This window comes from uncultured Sphingomonas sp. (genome assembly GCF_902806265.1).
In the GTDB taxonomy this organism is placed as follows: domain Bacteria; phylum Pseudomonadota; class Alphaproteobacteria; order Sphingomonadales; family Sphingomonadaceae; genus Sphingomicrobium.
On record NZ_CADCVZ010000011.1, the window covers coordinates 1 to 17,072 of the forward strand.

Annotated in this window: 16 protein-coding genes; 8 read left to right on the plus strand and 8 right to left on the minus strand. The window is 67.0% G+C overall.

Annotated features, from left to right (window positions below; all coding sequences use genetic code 11):
• Both QZX62_RS02955 and QZX62_RS02960 read left to right on the plus strand, forming a co-directional pair.
• The coding region (locus tag QZX62_RS02955; RefSeq protein ID WP_294172016.1) for a hypothetical protein at positions 1 to 520 on the plus strand (520 nt) is incomplete at its 5' end.
• Positions 517 to 1,731, plus strand: coding sequence for a glycosyltransferase family 4 protein (locus QZX62_RS02960; protein WP_294172017.1), 1,215 nt, complete (start codon positions 517 to 519; stop codon positions 1,729 to 1,731). The genes QZX62_RS02955 and QZX62_RS02960, both read left to right, overlap by 4 nt.
• A 2-nt stretch (positions 1,732 to 1,733) precedes the next feature.
• Here the strand turns inward: QZX62_RS02960 and QZX62_RS02965 are convergent, their stop codons facing one another.
• The 3 genes from QZX62_RS02965 to QZX62_RS02975 all read right to left on the minus strand — a co-directional run bounded on the left by QZX62_RS02965 (position 1,734) and on the right by QZX62_RS02975 (position 6,255).
• Positions 1,734 to 3,089 carry an amidohydrolase family protein gene (locus tag QZX62_RS02965; protein ID WP_294172038.1) on the minus strand — a complete coding sequence of 452 codons (1,356 nt, stop codon included), beginning with the start codon at positions 3,087 to 3,089 and terminating at the stop codon, positions 1,734 to 1,736.
• Positions 3,090 to 3,229: 140 nt separating this feature from the next.
• A complete protein-coding gene (locus QZX62_RS02970; protein ID WP_294172019.1) occupies positions 3,230 to 4,615 on the minus strand; it encodes an amidohydrolase in 1,386 nt (461 codons plus the stop codon).
• A complete protein-coding gene (locus QZX62_RS02975) occupies positions 4,615 to 6,255 on the minus strand; it encodes a peptide MFS transporter (protein WP_294172021.1) in 1,641 nt (546 codons plus the stop codon). Before QZX62_RS02975 ends, QZX62_RS02970 begins: the two co-directional genes overlap by 1 nt.
• Positions 6,256 to 6,363: 108 nt before the next feature.
• Between QZX62_RS02975 and QZX62_RS02980 the strand changes: the two genes are divergently transcribed.
• Positions 6,364 to 6,966, plus strand: coding sequence for a nitroreductase (locus QZX62_RS02980; protein ID WP_294172022.1), 603 nt, complete (start codon positions 6,364 to 6,366; stop codon positions 6,964 to 6,966).
• A gap of 31 nt (positions 6,967 to 6,997) precedes the next feature.
• Complete coding sequence (locus QZX62_RS02985; protein WP_294172023.1) at positions 6,998 to 7,378, plus strand: GntR family transcriptional regulator; 381 nt, start codon at positions 6,998 to 7,000, stop codon at positions 7,376 to 7,378.
• Here the strand turns inward: QZX62_RS02985 and QZX62_RS02990 are convergent.
• Complete coding sequence (locus tag QZX62_RS02990) at positions 7,348 to 9,024, minus strand: acyl-CoA dehydrogenase (RefSeq protein WP_294172025.1); 1,677 nt, start codon at positions 9,022 to 9,024, stop codon at positions 7,348 to 7,350. The genes QZX62_RS02985 and QZX62_RS02990 overlap by 31 nt on opposite strands.
• 48 nt (positions 9,025 to 9,072) lie before the next feature.
• Between QZX62_RS02990 and QZX62_RS02995 the strand changes: the two genes are divergently transcribed.
• Entirely contained in the window at positions 9,073 to 9,996 is a 924-nt protein-coding gene (locus QZX62_RS02995; RefSeq protein ID WP_294172027.1) for an L-threonylcarbamoyladenylate synthase, read from the plus strand.
• 12 nt (positions 9,997 to 10,008) lie between these two features.
• Here the strand turns inward: QZX62_RS02995 and msrA are convergent, their stop codons facing one another.
• Both msrA and QZX62_RS03005 read right to left on the minus strand, forming a co-directional pair.
• Positions 10,009 to 10,557 carry a peptide-methionine (S)-S-oxide reductase MsrA gene (gene msrA, locus QZX62_RS03000; RefSeq protein ID WP_294172029.1) on the minus strand — a complete coding sequence of 183 codons (549 nt, stop codon included), beginning with the start codon at positions 10,555 to 10,557 and terminating at the stop codon, positions 10,009 to 10,011.
• Positions 10,558 to 10,632: 75 nt separating this feature from the next.
• Complete coding sequence (locus tag QZX62_RS03005) at positions 10,633 to 11,331, minus strand: PilZ domain-containing protein (RefSeq protein WP_294172030.1); 699 nt, start codon at positions 11,329 to 11,331, stop codon at positions 10,633 to 10,635.
• A gap of 119 nt (positions 11,332 to 11,450) precedes the next feature.
• Between QZX62_RS03005 and QZX62_RS03010 the strand changes: the two genes are divergently transcribed.
• On the plus strand, positions 11,451 to 11,840 hold the full coding sequence (locus QZX62_RS03010) for a response regulator (protein WP_294172031.1): 390 nt from the start codon (positions 11,451 to 11,453) through the stop codon (positions 11,838 to 11,840).
• Positions 11,837 to 12,682 (plus strand): EAL domain-containing protein, encoded by an 846-nt coding sequence (locus QZX62_RS03015; RefSeq protein WP_294172032.1) that lies wholly within the window; start codon positions 11,837 to 11,839, stop codon positions 12,680 to 12,682. The genes QZX62_RS03010 and QZX62_RS03015 overlap by 4 nt, the downstream gene beginning before the upstream one ends.
• Before the next feature lie 5 nt (positions 12,683 to 12,687).
• Here QZX62_RS03015 and QZX62_RS03020 read toward each other — a convergent pair whose 3' ends face one another.
• Both QZX62_RS03020 and QZX62_RS03025 read right to left on the minus strand, forming a co-directional pair.
• Positions 12,688 to 13,848 carry an aminotransferase gene (locus QZX62_RS03020; RefSeq protein ID WP_294172034.1) on the minus strand — a complete coding sequence of 387 codons (1,161 nt, stop codon included), beginning with the start codon at positions 13,846 to 13,848 and terminating at the stop codon, positions 12,688 to 12,690.
• On the minus strand, positions 13,845 to 14,936 hold the full coding sequence (locus QZX62_RS03025) for a CaiB/BaiF CoA-transferase family protein (RefSeq protein ID WP_294172035.1): 1,092 nt from the start codon (positions 14,934 to 14,936) through the stop codon (positions 13,845 to 13,847). Before QZX62_RS03025 ends, QZX62_RS03020 begins: the two co-directional genes overlap by 4 nt.
• Positions 14,937 to 14,995: 59 nt before the next feature.
• Here QZX62_RS03025 and QZX62_RS03030 point away from each other — a divergent pair, with 59 nt between their 5' ends.
• Positions 14,996 to 16,129 (plus strand): acyl-CoA dehydrogenase family protein, encoded by a 1,134-nt coding sequence (locus QZX62_RS03030; protein ID WP_294172037.1) that lies wholly within the window; start codon positions 14,996 to 14,998, stop codon positions 16,127 to 16,129.
• The last annotated feature ends 943 nt before the right edge of the window (positions 16,130 to 17,072 follow it).

Genomic DNA, 17,072 nt, shown 5'->3' on the forward strand with positions numbered 1-17,072 from the left:
CTGGATCGTTCAGCTGCTCTATTCGCCCGAGTTCGAACCCGCCGCCGCCCTCCTCCGCTGGCAGATCGCCGGCGACCTCATCAAGATCGCCAGCTGGCCGCTCGGCTTCACCCTGCTTGCTGCGGGACGCGGCCGCGCCTTCATGCTGACCGAAGCGCTCGGCGCAGCCGTGCTGGTTGGCATCACCGCCGCCCTGCTGCCCCGCGCCGGCCTGCTGGCGCCGGGGATGGCCTATGTCGCGACCTATCTCGTCTACCTTTGTGTGGTCTTCGCCCTTGCCCGGCGGTTGATCGGCTACCGACCTTCCGCTGCCGCGGTGCAGGCCCTGCTCACAGTCGGCCTCGCCCTGCTCGGGACGGCGGCGGTGACGGCCGTGGATCCATGGATCGGAGCGGCGGTTGGGCTAGCCGCCACCGCCGCCCTTGCGTGGTTCGCCGCGATCCGCCTGCACCATGCCCTGCCCGAACCGGTTGCGGCGCTGCTCGCCTTCCTGCCGGGCATCGGGCGCTTGCGTCCATGAAGGTCCTGCTGGTCAGCGAAACGCTGGAGACCGGGGGTGCGGAGACTTTCGTCATCCGCCTGGCCAACGCGCTCGCCGTGCGCCACCAAGTGATCGTGGCGGTGATGCATGGCGACCGCATCCAGCCGCAGCTCGCCGGGCAGCTCGACGCCCAAGTGCGGCTCGAACGCTTGCGCCTTCCGGCCGAACGCTGGCTGTGGCGCTTCGACCGTCTCCTGCGGCAGGCGCGCATCGATGCCGCGATCATCCGCTCGCTGCAGCGCCGCTGGCTCCGGGGTCTGATTGCTCGGGAGCAGCCGGACGTGGTGCACTCGCACTTGCTCAAGGCCGACCGGCTGGCGGCGGAAGCCAGGTCCGCCGCGCCCCGCCGCCCACGGCACGTCGTGACCCTGCATGGCGATTACCGACCCTACCTGCAGGGTCACGCGGATCCCCAGATGCTCCATGCGGAGCGCTGGATCGGGCGGGTGCTGCAGTCAGCCGATGCCATCGTCGGGGTCGCTCGCGAACATGTCGAGCATCTGAGCTCCGTCCACCCGGAGGCCCGTGGCAAACTCCAGCTCATCTACAACGGGTACCCCGAACCGCGGCCCGCATCCGCGATTGACCCACCGCTTCCCACCGGCAAGTTCGTCTTCGGGTTGGTATCGCGCGGGGTCGAACAGAAGGGCTGGGCGCTGGCGGTCGAGGCTTTCGCAAAGCTTGGGCGCGAGAACGCAGCCTTGGTGCTGGTCGGCGAGGGTCCGGCAATCGAGCGCTTGCGCCGTCGGTCACTGCAAGGCGTCATCTTCACGGGGTTCGCCGCGCGCCCGACCGACTTCATCGCCCGCTTTAACGTCTGCCTGCTGCCGACGCTGTTCCCTCATGAAAGTCTGCCCACCGCCATCATCGAGTATCTGGCCTTCGGGAAGCCTGTGATCGCGACCGATGTGGGGGAAATCGGCACCATGCTGAAGGCGCCCGGCGGTCGGCTGGCGGGCTGCCTGCTGCCGTTCGACGGAACCTCGATCCAGGTCGCGGAACTGATTGCTGCGATGCGCCGCCTGATGGATAGCCCCGAGGATCGCGCCGAGATGGCGCAGGCTGCCTCGGCCGCCTTCGAGCGCTTCGCCATGCCCAAGTGCGTGGCTGCCTACGAGCAGCTCTACGGCGTGGAGGACCAAGCAGGTGCGCTCCCGGTGAAGCCACCTGCCCGAAGGTCGCTGCTGTAAGCTTACCTCTTGTAGGCTTCGGGAAGCACGTCCTGGCGGAGGTTGCGATAGCGGTCGCGCAGCTTGGTCTGCCGCGTCGCGAGCGGCTGGCGCACGCCGTCGATCAGGATGAGCTCGGCCGCGCTGCTGTTCTCCAGCGGATCGCCCGACCACACCACCACGTCGCCGCGCCGACCGGGCCGGAGGCTGCCGAGCTCGCCGCCCAGCCCCATGGCCTCGGCCGGGCGGGAGGTGATCATGGCCAGCGCCTCGCCCCAGCTCAGGCCCGCGGCTCCCGGCACCTTGCCCAGCCCGACCAGGTTCCCGGCATAGTAGCGGCCGCGGAAGGCCATGCGGGAGTCGTCGTCGTTGATGGTGCCGATGGCGACGTTCACGCCCGCGGCGCGCATCCGACCGACGTTGCTCTGGGTCGCCGCCAGGCTCTCGAACCCGGCGGGCAAGTCGGACAGGGCCGAAGCGATCACCGGCACGCCGCTCGCCGCCAGCCGGTCCGCCACCGTCCAGCCCTCGTCCGCCCCGACGATCACCAGCTTGAGGTTCGGGAACTCGCGCCTCAGCGCCAGCACCTGCAGGATGTCGGTCGCGCGCTCGGCATGGACCATCAGGATCTGACGCCCGCGCAGCACCGGCACCAGTGCGGCCGCGTCGAAGCGGGTCAGCAGCACATCTTGGCTGCGCTGCGCCTGCGGGGTCAGCAGCTTGGGATCGGTTGGGTTCTCGGGCACGCCGGGCTGAGCCTCGGGGCCACGCGAGGCAATGGAGCTGCCGAAGCGCCCCAGCTCGGACGCCTCACGTAGCGCATTGCGCAGCAGCACATGTGCCGCGGCGCGCGAGCCGCCCGCCTCCTCAGCGCCCTGCTCGCCGAGCTCGACGAACTGGAACAGCCGCGGACGAGTGACCGGGTCGAGATCGGCGCCGGTATCGATGAGCGCGCCCTGGCCGGCGAAGATGCTCTTGCCGACCGCCGGAGCGACCACCGCGCGGGTCACGCCGTCCGCGCGGTTGATCGCGACCGGCTGGGCGTTGGGGTTGACCGCGGGCGCGATATCCAGCGCGGCGCTGAACGGTCCTTCCGAGCTGACGTCGTTGGCGGCATCCACCGCATCCACGTCGAGGAGCCCGAGCCGCGAGAAGCCGGCGACCAGCCCGGGGGTGACCCACTTGCCGGTGGCGTCGATGACTTCCGCGCCGCCCGGCACCGCGACGTTGCCCGCGGCGACCACCCGCCCGTCGCGAAGGACCACCGTGCCGCCAGGGATCGGCTCGGAGCCATCGCCGAGGGCAACCGTGCCGCCGGTGATGGCGATGGTCTGGGCGGCGGCTGGAGTAGCAAACGCTGCCATCGCGGCAAGCGTCATCCCGGCGAAGGCCGGGATCCACGTGCGTCGCGCGCGCTGGGGCACGGCTTCCGAGTTCCTGTCTGGACCCCGACCTTGGGTCCCATCGAAGTAGTACTTCAATGGGTGCCCTGCGCCGGGGTGATGCGCTGGGGGGCGCGTCACTTCACATCCCCCTCGCCGGGCTGGCCGAGCTCGAAGTCACTCACCGGACGGAGGCGCGGGTTGTTGGCGTCGTACATCAGCGCTCCGTCGATCCACACCCGCTCGGGGCGCGAATAGTTGCTGAAGGGGTTGCCGTTCCACAGCACCACGTCGGCGTTCTTGCCCGGCTTGAGGCTGCCCGTCTGCTCGAAGATGCCGAGCGCCTTGGCCGGATTGGCGGACAGCCAGGTCCAGGCGACCTCTTCCGGGATGTTCGCCCCCATGCGACGCCCGGCGGCCATCGCCTTGGCGGCCTCCTGGTTCAGCCGCTGAATCCCGTTGGGATCGTCCGAATGCACGATCGCGCAGGCGCCGGCCTGATGGACCAGCGGGATGTTCTCCCGGACCGCGTCATAGGCTTCCATCTTGAAGCCGTACCAGTCCGCCCACATCGCCGAGCAGATGCTCTCGCGCGCGAGCAGGTCGGCGACCTTGTAGCTCTCCACCGCATGGTGGAAGGTGCCGATCTTGTACCCGGCCTCCTTGGAGAGGTCGATCATGACCGCCATCTCGTCGGCGCGGTAGCAATGGTTGTGGACTAGGATGTCGCCGGCCAGCACGCCGCGCAGCGTGTCCATGGCCAGGTCGCGGTCGGGCATCTCCCCGCCATCTTCCTCGTAGGCGTCCCATTCGCGCTTGTACTTCTGCGCATTGATCCAGGTCTGTCGGGTCACCGCGATGTTGCCCATCCGCGTCGCCGGTGCCTGGTTCTTGGACCCGTAGACCCGCTTCGGGTTCTCGCCACAGGCCATCTTGAGGCCGTAAGGGGCGCCCGGGAACTTCATGGCCTGCACCGTTCGTGCCGGCACGTTCTTGACGGTCACCGAGCGGCCGCCGAACAGGTTGGCCGAGCCGGGCAGGATCTGCAGCGCGGTTACTCCGCCGTTGGTCAGCGCCCGGCTGAAACCGGGGTCCTGCGGCCACACGCTGTGCTCCGCCCAGACTTCGGGCCGCGCCGGGCCGGTGGCTTCGTTCCCGTCCTGATGCGCTTCGACGCTCGGGGAGGGATAATCGCCAAGGTGGCTGTGGACATCGATGATCCCGGCCGTGACATATTTGCCCGTTCCGTCGATCACCACTGCGCCGCTCGGAGCCGAGAGGCCGGTTCCCACCGCCTGCACCTTGCCGTCGACCAGCACGATCTCGCCGCTTTCGATCCGGCCGCCTTCGCCATCGAGGATGGTCACACCGCGGATCAGCGTCGGCGCGCCCGGGTAGCGCTGGTAGGTGGAAGGGAACGGGTCCTGGTTGATGCGAACCGGCTTGGCTTTGTCGCCGCCAGTCGCACACCCCGTCAGCAGCGCAGCGGCGAACGCCGCAGCTCCAATCGCTCGCCGGTGCATCAGGCCTCCTTGGGACGGACCGGCGCGGTCTCGCCCTGCGGGAACATGCCGGCGCCCTGGTTCTCCGCCAGCTCCGCGCGGCCGCCAAGCTCCTCGTCCTTGAGCGTATCGAGGTGCATCCAGCGCTTCACCAGCGGCGACAGCAGCAGCACGCCGATGCCGATGCCGATGGTGACCCAGCCGAACAGGGTGTAGATCTCCAGGAACTTGTCCTTGGTCATCTCGCCGCCGTGACCGCCGGTCGCTTCGCCGATCTTGCCCGCGACGAAATTGCCGACGGCCGTCATGTAGAACCAGGCACCCATGATAAGGCTGGCCATGAACTTGGGCGCAAGCCGGTTCATTGCGCTGAGGCCCACTGGCGACAGGCACAGCTCACCGGTGGTGGCGAGCAGGTAGTAGAGGAACACGAACAACACCGGGGTCATCACCGCAACGCCGACCGCCTGCGCGCCCCAGACCAGGACGAGGTTGGCGAGGCCGACCTGCAGCAAGGCCAGGCCGAACTTGGCGGGCGCCGAGGGCTCCGCACCGCGTTTGCCCAGCGTCACCCAGAGCCCGGCGAAGATTGGGGCGAGCAGGATGATGTAGATAGGATTGATCGACTGGAAGATCGAAGCCGGCACACCGCCGCGATCGACGTAGCGGTCGGTGAACAGGTTCATGGACCCGCCCGCCTGCTCGAACAGGCCCCAGAAGATCGGGTTCAGAGCAATCAGGAACAGGATCGCGAAGATCCGCTCGCGCGGTTCCTTGTCGAGCTTGAACGCTTGAAACAGCACGTAACCAAGCAGCGCAATGCCCGACACAATCAGCAAGGTCTGGATCACGTCCTGGTACTGCACCAGCGCCCAGATCACAGCGACGGATGCAACGCCAACGCCGTACAGCGCGAACTCGGTATTCTTTGCCAGCGGTCGCGGCGCTTCGCCCGCTCCACGTAGCGCCGGCTTGCCCAGCACGAACACGACCAGGCCCGCGAGCATGCCTATCCCTGCGAGGCCGAAGCCGTAGCCCCAACCGATGGTCTCGCCCAGGTAACCGACCAGGATGGTGCCGAGCGCCGCGCCGACGTTGATGCCCATGTAGAACACCGTGTAAGCGCCATCGCGGCGGACGTCGGTCAACTTATAGAGCTGCCCCACCATCACCGAGATGTTGGCCTTGAGGAAGCCCGAGCCGACGATGATGAAGGCCAGCGCTCCCCAGAACACGTTGATCGCCGGGTCGGTCTGCCCGCCGCTGCCCTCCACCGCCATCAGGCTGTGCCCGATCGCCAGCAGCAGGCCGCCGAACAGCACCGCCTTGCGCTGCCCGAGGTAGCGGTCGGCAAGATAGCCGCCGAGCACGGGCGTAATGTACACGAGGCTGGTGTAGGCGCCGTAGATGAGGTTCGCCTTGTCGTCGGCGAACAGCCAATGCTTGGTCAGGTAGAAGATCAGCAGCGCCCGCATGCCGTAGTAGGAGAAGCGCTCCCACATTTCGGCGAAGAACAGCATGTACAAGCCCTTGGGATGCCCAGCGAACTCCGGCTCCTTCTGGATGGCGATCTTGGCGCCGATCGTCAGGAAGACGCCCAACAGGACAACCGCGATGACGGCAATCCAATCGCCTTCAACCCAAGCAGAGATCGGCTTCATGCTGTTACAAACCCTTGCTGTTCAGACTCGCCCGGCACCGTAACGAGCAAATCTCCCTTGCCAAGCATGTTGTTGCGAGCGGTTCGCACGCTTAGATCGGCCGCGACCATGCTGAACGACCTGTCCTCACCCCTGTCCCTGTTACAGACCCGGCGCTCCGGCCGGGCGCGGGAGATGGTCGGGCCCGGGCCGACGAGCGAACAGCTTGAAGAGATGCTGGTCATCGCCAGCCGCACTCCCGACCATGGTAAGCTCGTGCCCTGGCGGTTCGTGATCGTGGACAAGACGCAACGCGAGGACCTGGCTGAGCTGCTCCATCGCGCACTGGATGACAATCATCCGGACTCGACCGCTGCACACCATGACAAGGCGGACGACTTCGCGCGCAGCGGGGAGGCGCTGGTGGTGCTAATCTCGGCACCGGTAGAGAACCACAAGATCCCAATATGGGAACAGCATCTGTCGTGCGGCTCGGCTGCCATGAACCTGCTGCACGCGGCCCATGCCATGGGCTTCGTCGGCAGCTGGCTCAGCGGTTGGGCCGCCTACGATCCGACCGTGCGCCGGGCCTTCTGCCTGGGCAACGAGCGGATCGCCGGCTTTTTCTTCTTCGGCTCGCCTGGAGTGGCAGTGGTCGAGCGGCCGCGGCCCGAGCTGCCGTCAGTCGTGCGGCGCTGGGAAGCACCGCTCAACGGAGCGGACAAACCTTGATCTTTGCTGCGCCGCGCTGTATTAGAACAGCATGACGCTTCGCAGTTCGCACGATAAGCCTGTCTACGTCCGCTTGAGGGAAGTCATCACCGACGCCATCCTGGCGGGCCGGTACGGCGATGGCGATCCCCTGCCCTCCGTCCGCGCCTTCGCGGTGGAGCAGGGGGCGAACCCGCTGACCGTGGCCAAGGCGTATCAGGGATTTCAGGACGAGGGCCTGATCGTAGTCAAGCGGGGCGTGGGCATGTTCGTCGCGGCCGGCGCGCGCAGCCGCCTTGCCCAGCGGGAGCGGGATGCCTTCATCAGTCACGAATGGCCCGCAATCCGGGCCCGCATGCAGCGCCTGGGGATCGAGCCCGGCGAGCTGCTCGGAGCCACCGTTCAGGCAAGCGCCTCCGCCGGTACCGCGTAGAGCAGCTCCGCACCCGCCTCTGCTCCGGCCGCAAGCCCGAGCGCCTCGGGCACGATCACGGAGTGGAAGTAGTTGGCGGCCGCCCGCTTGGCCTGCTCGAACGGAGTATTGCCGGTTGCCGCGCGCGCCTGCCGCTCCATCAACCAGCCTGCCGTCAGCACCGCGCACATGGTCATGAAGGGGTAGCTGCCTGCCAACCGATCGTCGTGACCCGCTACGCGCAGCGTCGCCGCGGCGATCTCGACCGCGTCCGCCAACGCCTCGATTGAGGGCGCCTCGCATTCCGCGCGGATGTCGGCGATCAGCCCATCGAACGCCAACCCGCCGTCGAGCCCGAGCTTGCGCCCCACGAAGTCCGCGGCCTGGATGCCGTTGGTGCCTTCGTAGATCGGCGCAATCCGGGCGTCGCGGTAATGCTGCGCGGCGCCGGTCTCTTCGACATAGCCCATGCCGCCATGCACCTGGACGCCCAGGCTCGCGACTTCGCAGCCCACGTCCGTGCCCCAGGCCTTGACCAGGGGCGTCAGCAGGTCGGCGCGCTTGCTCGCCTCCGCGTCTCCGGCGCGCGCCCGGTCGACCTGCCCGAAAGCGTAGTAAGCGAGCGCCCGAGCACCGCCCGTCAGCGCCCGCATCCGCAGCAGCATCCGCCGCACGTCCGGGTGCTCGTGGATCGCGACGGCCTCGCGACTCTCGGCCCCGGTGCGCGCCGACTGCACCCGGCCGAGCGCATAGTCGATCGCCCGCTGGGTCGCGCGCTCGGCGATACCGACGCCCTGCAGGCCCACGTTCAGCCGGGCATTGTTCATCATGGTGAACATCGCCCGCATGCCGCCATGCTCCGGTCCGATCAGCCAGCCGGTCGCGCCGCCGGCGTCGCCGTAGGTCATCACGCAGGTTGGCGAGGCATGGATGCCAAGCTTGTGCTCGATGGACGCACAGCGGACATCGTTGCGGCTTCCGTCTGGAAGCACCTTGGGCACCAGGAACAAGGATATGCCGCGGGTGCCGACCGGAGCGTCCGGGGTCCGGGCCAGCACCAGGTGGATGATGTTCTCGGCCAGGTCGTGCTCGCCATAGGTGATGTAGATCTTGGTGCCGGTAAGTCGCCAGCTGCCGTTGCCGTTCGGTTCCGCGCGGGTCTTCAGCGCACCCACATCCGATCCGGCCTGCGGCTCGGTGAGGTTCATGGTCGCCGGCCACTCGCCGGACACGATCCTGCTCAGATAATCGCGCTTCTGCTCCGGCGAGCCGTGCGCCTCCAGCGCCTCTATGGCCCCCATGCTGAGCATCGGACAGAGCGCGAAGGCCAGATTGGCGGCGTTGAGGTCCTCCATCACCGCTGCGCCCAGCGCCAACGGAAGCCCCTGCCCGCCCGCATCCTCCGGGGCCGCTATGGTGCTCCAGCCGCCCTGCACGAACCCTTGGTAAGCCTGGTGGAAGCCGGGCGGCATGCTGACCTGGGCGGGCGACCATTTGGCGCCGACGGTGTCGCCGACCCGGTTCAAGGGCTCGACCTCACCCTCGGCAAAGGCGGCAGCGCCTTCCAGCACCGCGTCGACGATCTCGCTCTCGTTGCTTAGTTCGTCGATGCGTACGACGTGATCAAGGACGAAGCGCTGCTCCTGCACTGGCACGCGAAAGGTCATTGGCGGGTTCCCTTGTAGGCTGGCCGGCGATGCCATAGCGGTGAGCCGGTGACCGTTCCAGACACCCGCGTGCTCGGCTGCGACCCGGCTGGGATCGCGGAGGCCGCCGCACTGATTGCGGCCGGGCAGCCCGTCGGGGTGCCGACCGAGACAGTTTACGGCCTCGCCGCCGACGCGCTGGAGGGTGAGGCGGTCGCGCGCATCTATGCCGCCAAGGGCCGCCCGAGCTTCAACCCACTGATTGTCCATGTGCCCGACCTGGCGACGGCCGAAGCGATCGGGATCTTCGACGAGCTGGCCAGGGGCCTGGTGGAAGCGCATTGGCCGGGACCGCTGACCCTGGTGGTTCCGCTCCGGCCCGGCGCGACCATCGCCTCCCTGGTCACCGCCGGGCTGTCGACCGTTGCGCTGCGCGTCCCCGCTCATCCGGTCATGCAAGCGCTGCTGCGCGCGACGGCCAGGCCCCTCGCCGCCCCCTCGGCGAACGCCAGCGGGCGCATCAGCCCCACCCGGGCGGAGCATGTCCTGGCCAGCCTGGGCGGTCGCATCCCTGCGGTGATCAACGGTGGGCCAACGCAGCGCGGCATTGAATCCACGATCGTGGCGGCCACCGGAGGCGAGCTGCGGTTGCTCCGCCCTGGCCCGATCAGCGTCCCCGGAGCGATCTCGGCGGCCCGCGGGATCGAAGCGCCGGGGCAGCTCGCCACCCACTACGCCCCCGCCAAGCCGGTGCGACTGGAGGCGAGCAGAGCGGAAGCAGGCGAGTGGCTGATCGGCTTCGGCCCGGTCGCCGGTGACGCCACCCTGAGCGTGTCGGGAGACCTGGTGGAGGCCGCCGCGAACCTCTTCGCAGCGTTACACGCGGCGGACGCGGAGTCGCCGCCGAAGATCGCGGTGGCGCCGGTGCCCGAGCAGGGCCTCGGCATCGCGATCAACGACCGGCTTCGTCGCGCCGCGGCGGACCACGGGTAGTCGGCGCGGTTCTCAGGCCGTGGCAGCCGCCGACTTGAGGCGATTCTGGAAGCTCTTACGTAGCTTGTTGAGCTTGGGCGGGATGGTCGCCACGCAATAAGGATTGCGCTGGCCCTCGGTGGCCCAATAATCCTGGTGATAATCCTCCGCCGGGTACCAGGTGGCGGCGGGCTCCACCGTGGTGACAATCCGCCCGCCATGTTCGGCATTCGCCCGAGCTATCGCTTCCCGTGCTTCGGCCGCCTGCGCCTCGTTCTGCGGGAAAATGGCCGACCGATACTGCGTACCGATGTCGTTCCCTTGCCGGTTGAGCTGGGTCGGATCATGGGTCGCGAAGAAGATGTCGAGCAGGTCGGCGTAGCTCACCACTTCGGGATCGAAGGTGACCCGGATGGCCTCGGCATGGCCGGTATCACCGCCGCAAATCTGCTTGTAGGTCGGATTGACCGTCTGCCCGCCGGTATAGCCGCTCTCGACCGCCTTGACCCCGGCCACGTCGAGGAACACTGCCTCCGTGCACCAGAAGCACCCGCCCGCCAGCACTGCAACCTGATCCGCCATCACCACCGCTCCTGTAACATGTTGACAGGAGATAGGCGTTCGGCCGGCCGGTTTGTATCCCCAAGGGTGCAGACCCTAGTGCTTGTAGGCCGCCTTGAGGCTGGCGAGCTCGAGCCGCTTGCCGATCCATTCGGCAAGCTCCTCGAAGCCCAGTTCCTTGTCGAACACGATGCCGGCGCGCCGTTCGGAGTACCAGCGCACCTCCCCTTTCACCGGGCGGAGACTTTCGACGACCACCAAGACCGGCTTGCCCAGGCAATATTCGTCAATGGGTTCGACCTTCATCCCGCCAAGCGAGATGTCGTGCACGTCAACGGTATAATAGGCCTTGCCGACCTTGACCGAAGCCTTGCAGTTGACCTCCAGCCGGGGTGGCCGGGGGCGAAAACCGTGGCGCGGCTTGCGTCCAGCGAGCAGTTCGCCAAGATCGACATCGCCGTCGAACTTCACGCCCAGCAGCCCTTCGCGGGTCCACACGACAGACGATGGAATACGCTGGCTGGAGAACTCGACTTCGACCTGTTCCCCGATCGCCGGCGCCTGGTTGCACTCGGCCATCAACCCGCCCGCCGACACGTTGCGAAGTCGGATCAGCTGTTCCCCAAGCGCGCTCGACAGCTTGGCGACGCGCAGCGTGGACAGCAGCCGGTGCTCCTCGCGCCGCTCGATCGGGCGCGGAACGGCCATGCTTAGCGAGAAGGTGGTCGACTCGAACGCTGCCCCGTCAGCATCGGTCCCCTTCGCTGGCTTGCGGCGGATTAGGCTTCCGAACACATACTCCCCCTCGCCCGTTCGACCGCCTCCCTTGCACCCATTGCGGTTAAGAACTTGTTTATGCGTTTGACGATGTCGTCGAAAGGTGCGCAAGGAACAGCGCTCGGGAGGGATGGTGCATGGAGCGGCCACGGCTGCTGCTGATTGACGACGAGCCCGCGCTTGCCGACTTCCTGGCTGCGGCCGCTCGCGAGTGCGGGTATGAAGCTTCGGTAGCCCGCAACGAGGCGGAGTTCCGACAAGGGTTCGCCGACGTCAACCCGGACATGGTTGCGCTCGACCTCGGCATGCCCGGCACCGACGGGGTGGAGTTTCTGCGCTTCCTCGCTGGGCACGAATACCGCGGGCCGGTGCTGATCATCTCGGGCTTCGATCGAAGGGTGCTCGAGTCCGCGTTCCGCCTGGGTGAAGCGCTCGGCCTCCGCATGGCAGGGCCGGTGGAAAAGCCCGCGCGGTTCGAAGAACTGGCGGTCCTCCTGAATGACCTCAAACCGTCGCTGGCGAGATGACGGGCACCGCGGAACTGCACCTCCTGGAGGGCTTCGAGCGAGCGTTGATCAACCACCGCTTGTTCATGGCCTACCAGCCCAAGGTCGCGGCTGCTGACGGTCGTTTGGTGCGGGTCGAAGCGTTGGTGCGGTGGGACGATCCCAAGCTTGGAATGGTCGGACCGTCGCGCTTCGTGCCGCTGGCCGAGCGCCACGGACTGATCGACCAACTGACCCAATGGGGGCTGCGGACCAGCTTGCGGCAATGGCGAAGCTGGCAGGCTTCGGGCGTGGACACGGCGCTGGCGTTCAACATCTCGGCACTGTCCTTGGAGCACCTCGACTTCCCCGACCTGGTCGAGCGCATGTGCCGCGGGCTTGATGTTCCGGCCGACCGGCTGGTGCTGGAGCTTACGGAAGGCGCGACCCAGCCGCTCATCAAGCTGATGGACACCCTGACCAGGTTTCGGATCAAGGGGATCGGCCTGGCGATCGACGACTTCGGCACGGGCTACTCCAGCCTGATCCAGTTGCGGCAACTACCCTTCACCGAAGTCAAGATCGAGCGGCTGTTCATCCAGGACCTGGCGCAGAGCCGGGACAGCCGAACCATCGTCAAGGCGATCATCGACCTGGCGCATGATCTGGGCCTAACCGCCACTGCCGAAGGCGTGGAGACTGCCGAACAGCTCGCGATCCTGCGCGATTTCGGCTGCGACATCATCCAGGGTTACCTGATCGCTCAACCACTCGCGCCAGAGGAGCTTGGACCATGGGCGACGCGACATGGGCGGCGTTGGCAGATGCTGGTCGAACCGTCACGGGAGTCGCGACCAAGGTCCCGGTTGAAGGCGAGCGGCTGAGCCGGTCAGCCCGCGAGCGCCAGTGCGTGCGCCCGGGCGAGCGCAGCCACACCCCGGTCCAGCGTTTCGTCCCGCTTGGCAAAGCACAATCGCACCATCCCGCGGACGGGCGCGTCCTCGAAGAACGGCGACAGCGGGATCACCGCCACGCCTGCCTGCTCAACCGCTAAGGCGGCGAAGCGCTCGTCATCCAGCGTTATTCCGGACGCTGGCAGGTCGACGCACTGGAAGTAGGTGGCTGCACTGGGCAGCAACCGGTAACCCGCCTGCTCGAGTCCCGTGACCGTTCGGTCTCTCGCTCGGGCGAAACGCTGGCGCATAGCCGGGAGCCATTCGTCTCCCTGGTCGAGCCCCATGGCGACCGCCGCCTGAAGGTTCGGCGGTGTCGCAAAGGTCAGATATTGGTGAGTTCGCGCGACGGTGCTCGCCAGTTCCGGCTCGGCGATCAGCCAGCCGACCTTCCACCCGGTCAAGGAGAAGATCTTGCCGGCAGAACCGCATTTCAGGACTCGACCGCTCATGTCCGGCAAGGTTGCGAGCGGAATGAATTCGGTGGCGTCCAGAAGCACATGCTCCCAGACCTCGTCGCTGATCACCAGCAGGTCGTGCTCCCGCGCGACGACCGCCACCGCTTCCAGCTCCTCCCGCCCGAACAATCGCCCGGTCGGGTTGTGCGGATTGTTGAAGACGATCGCTCGGGTGCGCTCGCTGACCGCCCTCCGCAGGTCGTCGGCCTCGATCCGCCAAGCGGGCGGGCGCAAAGCGACCTCGCGCACGACCCCGCCCGCGCGCCGGATCAGCGGCATGTAGGCATCGTAGGCTGGGGTCATGACGATCACCTCGTCGCCGGGCTCCACCAGCGCCAGGATGCAGGCCGCGAGCGCTTCGGTCGCGCCGCTGGTCACCACCACATGGTCGGGGCCGATCTCCGTCCGGTGGTGCCGGCGATAGTGGGTGGCCACCGCCTCCCGCAACGCCATGAGCCCGCGGGACGGCGCGTACTGGTTGCTTTCCTCCCGCACGAACCGCGCCGCGGCCTCCACCACCGGCTCGGGCCAGCCGAAATCGGGAAAGCCCTGCCCGAGGTTGACGGCACCGTGCCGGGCCGCGGCCAGGCTCATCCGTTCGAACACGCTGACCGGTACCTGCCTGCTTTGCGAACTCATCTCAGAACGCCCTTGTCGCATAGCGCAGCAGTCTCCTCGGCACTGAACCCGAGCTCCGCCAAGATCGCCCTCCCATCTTCACCCTCCCGGCGCGGTGCTCGCGGCGTATCGGTGGCAGTGCGGGAGAAACGGGGCGACGGTGCCGGCTGAGTGACTCCGCCGACTTCGATAAAGGTCCCCCGTGAGCGATTGTGCGAGTGCTCCGGCGCTTCCTGAAGGGTCAGGACCGGCGCGACGCAGGCATCCTTGCCGGCGAACACCTCAACCCACTCGTCGCGTGGCCGGGTAGCCACCGCAGTCGCAACCTCTTGCTTGGTCGGAGAGCCGGCCAGACCAAGGCCGTCCAGCAGCGCTCGGCGGAACTGCGGCTCGACCGCGCCGAGCGCCACCGTTTCGCCGTCGGCGCACTCATAGCAAGCATAAAGCGGATCGCCTCCATCGAGCAGGTTGGCACCCCGCCCTTCCCGCCAAGCTCCCGCCCCGCGCAGGCCGTAGATCAGGGCGCCGGTCAGCGCCGCGCCGTCGGTCATCGCGGCATCGACCACCTGCCCCGCCTCGCCGCGCCCGGCCGCCAGCAGCGCCGCGACCATTCCGAACGCCAGCATCAGCCCCCCGCCCCCGTAATCCGCCACCAGGTTGAGCGGCGGCACCGGCGGGCGATCCGCTTCGCCGATGCACGACAGCAAGCCGGTGAGCGCAAGATAGTTGATATCGTGCCCCGCCTGCTGCGCCAGCGGACCGTCCTGTCCCCACCCGGTCACCCGGCCGTAGACCAGCTTCGGGTTGATCTGCAGCAACGCGTCGGGCCCCAGTCCGAGCTTCTCCATGACGCCGGGGCGGTAGCCCTCCACCAGTCCGTCCGCCCGCTCGATCAGCCGCCGGACGATCGCCCGGCCCGCCTCCTGCTTGAGGTCGAGCGCGATGCTCTCGCGGTTGCGGGTCAGCGGGTCGTTGGGGACCGCCAGATTGCCCTGTCGCTCGATCCTGATGACCCGAGCGCCATGGTCCGCCAGCATGGTCGCCGCGAACGGCCCCGGTCCAAGACCGGCCATCTCGACGATCAACAATCCCGCAAGCGGCCCGGCCATGCCTCTCCCTTTGCTCCCCCGTGCTGTAGCCTCTACGCTCCACCCGGCAAGGAGGCACCATGCTCGATACTTCGGCGCGCAGCATCTTCGATGACGGCCACGAAGCCTTTCGCGAAACGGTACGGCGCGTGGTGGGCGGACTCGACGTCGACCGACATGAACGTGAGGGGACGGTCGAGCGCGAAGCCTGGCTCGGAGCCGGCCGCGCCGGCCTGCTCTGCCCCGGCGTTCCCGAAGCCTACGGCGGACCCGGGCTGGACTTCAGCTACAATGCGATCGTCGGCGAGGAGATCAGCTACGCGGGCGCGGCCGCAGGCTTCACCCTGCAGAGCGACATCGTCGCCGACTACCTCGTCGCCTACGGCTCGGAGGACCAGAAGCGCCGTTGGCTGCCCGGCATGGTCTCGGGCGAGGTCGTCACCGCCATCGCCATGACGGAGCCTGGTGCCGGCTCCGATCTCCAGGGCATGAAGACGCTTGCCCGCCGCGACGGCAATGGCTGGCGGCTGTCGGGTTCCAAAACCTACATCACCAACGGCCAGAGCGCCGACCTGGTGATCGTCTGCGCCCGCACCACCGAGGGCGGCGGCGCCAAGGGCATCAGCCTGTTCCTGGTCGAAGCGGATGACGCGGGCTTCACCCGCGGCCGCAACCTCGACAAGATCGGGCTGCACGGCAACGACACGTCCGAGCTGTTCTTCGATGAAGTCGTGCTGCCTGGCGACCGGCTGCTTGGAGGAGAGAACGCCGGCTTTGCCATGCTGATGAACCAGCTGCCCCAGGAACGCCTGTCCATTGCCGTGCAGGCGCAGGCCGCAGCGCAGCGAGCCTTCGATCTCGCGGTCGAGTTCACCAAGGAACGCCGTGCCTTCGGTCGCACCGTGTTCGAGTTCCAGAACACCCGCTTCACCCTGGCCGACATGAAGGCGCGGCTGCAGGTCGGCTGGGCGCACCTCGACTGGGCGATCGCCCGCCACAACGGGGGCAAGCTGACCGCCGCGGAGGCCAGTGCCGCCAAGCTGTGGCACTCCGAGGAGCAGTTCGCGCTGGCGGACGCGGCGCTGCAACTGCACGGCGGTGCGGGCTACATGAACGAATATCCAATCGCCCGCTTGTGGCGTGATGCCCGCGTCACCCGCATCTATGGGGGCACTAGCGAAGTCATGAAGGAACTGGTCGCCCGCTCGATCTGAGCTTGGCTGGGGCGGCAGGAAGGCAAGTTCCTGACGTTAGCCACCTAAGTCACTGCTCTTGAACAATCTTTTCGAGCGCATTAACCGTTGGCACACCTTGGGGGTACACTCAAGTGGTACCCTCCCCTGCTCTCGCCAACGTACTGATAGCGGACACGTCGCCAACAAGCCCGAGCGATGTAAGCGGCGGGTCTCAATCACCTCGCTTGATCTGAAGTTGTCACTCGGCAAGTGCCTGCGCTCGAGATCGAAAGTTCGCTTCACCGAGCGGGCTCGCTCAGGTGTCATTGAAGAAGCGGGTACCAAAAGCCGAGCCGATAGGCAGTTCTCCGGCATTTCGGATGCGGAGCGGCGGCAACTCGAACCTAACAAGATCAATGGCTTACAAAAACTCTGCGGAACGATTTCAGCGACCGTTTGTGGCCGGAAGCTGACCGTCAGCCTCCGGTGCAACACCTACCTAAGCAGACGTTGAGGTTCAGCCTCTACTCTGGTCCGCTTTCGATTTAAGGGGGACATTCGGATGAGGCGGAAACTGCGTGGGTCGTTCCACGGCTCTAAGTGGAGCAGTCACATAGGACGAGAGCGCAGGCGAGGCGCCGGATAAGCGCTCGGCGGCTCCTCGTGCTCGAGACCGCTAGTACGCCAAATGAGAGCAGCTTGCTCATGTGCATCCTCCGACCAGTCCGCAGTGGATCTCACCTCCGAAGCTCCGGACGTCCTTCGGCTACACTGTAATTATCCTCGTAAAAGCAAGTCGATGAGCAGCAAGCAGCCATTGAGTTCGCAATCAGGACGGGTCAGGCCAGACGATGATCACTCGAGAATATGGTTATCGTAGAACGTACAGGGTCGCTTTGATTGGTGCGTTGCTGTAAATAGTAGCAGCCGAGTCATGCGCCAACAGAGCTCATCGGTAGACTCGGAACGCGTAGCACGAGAG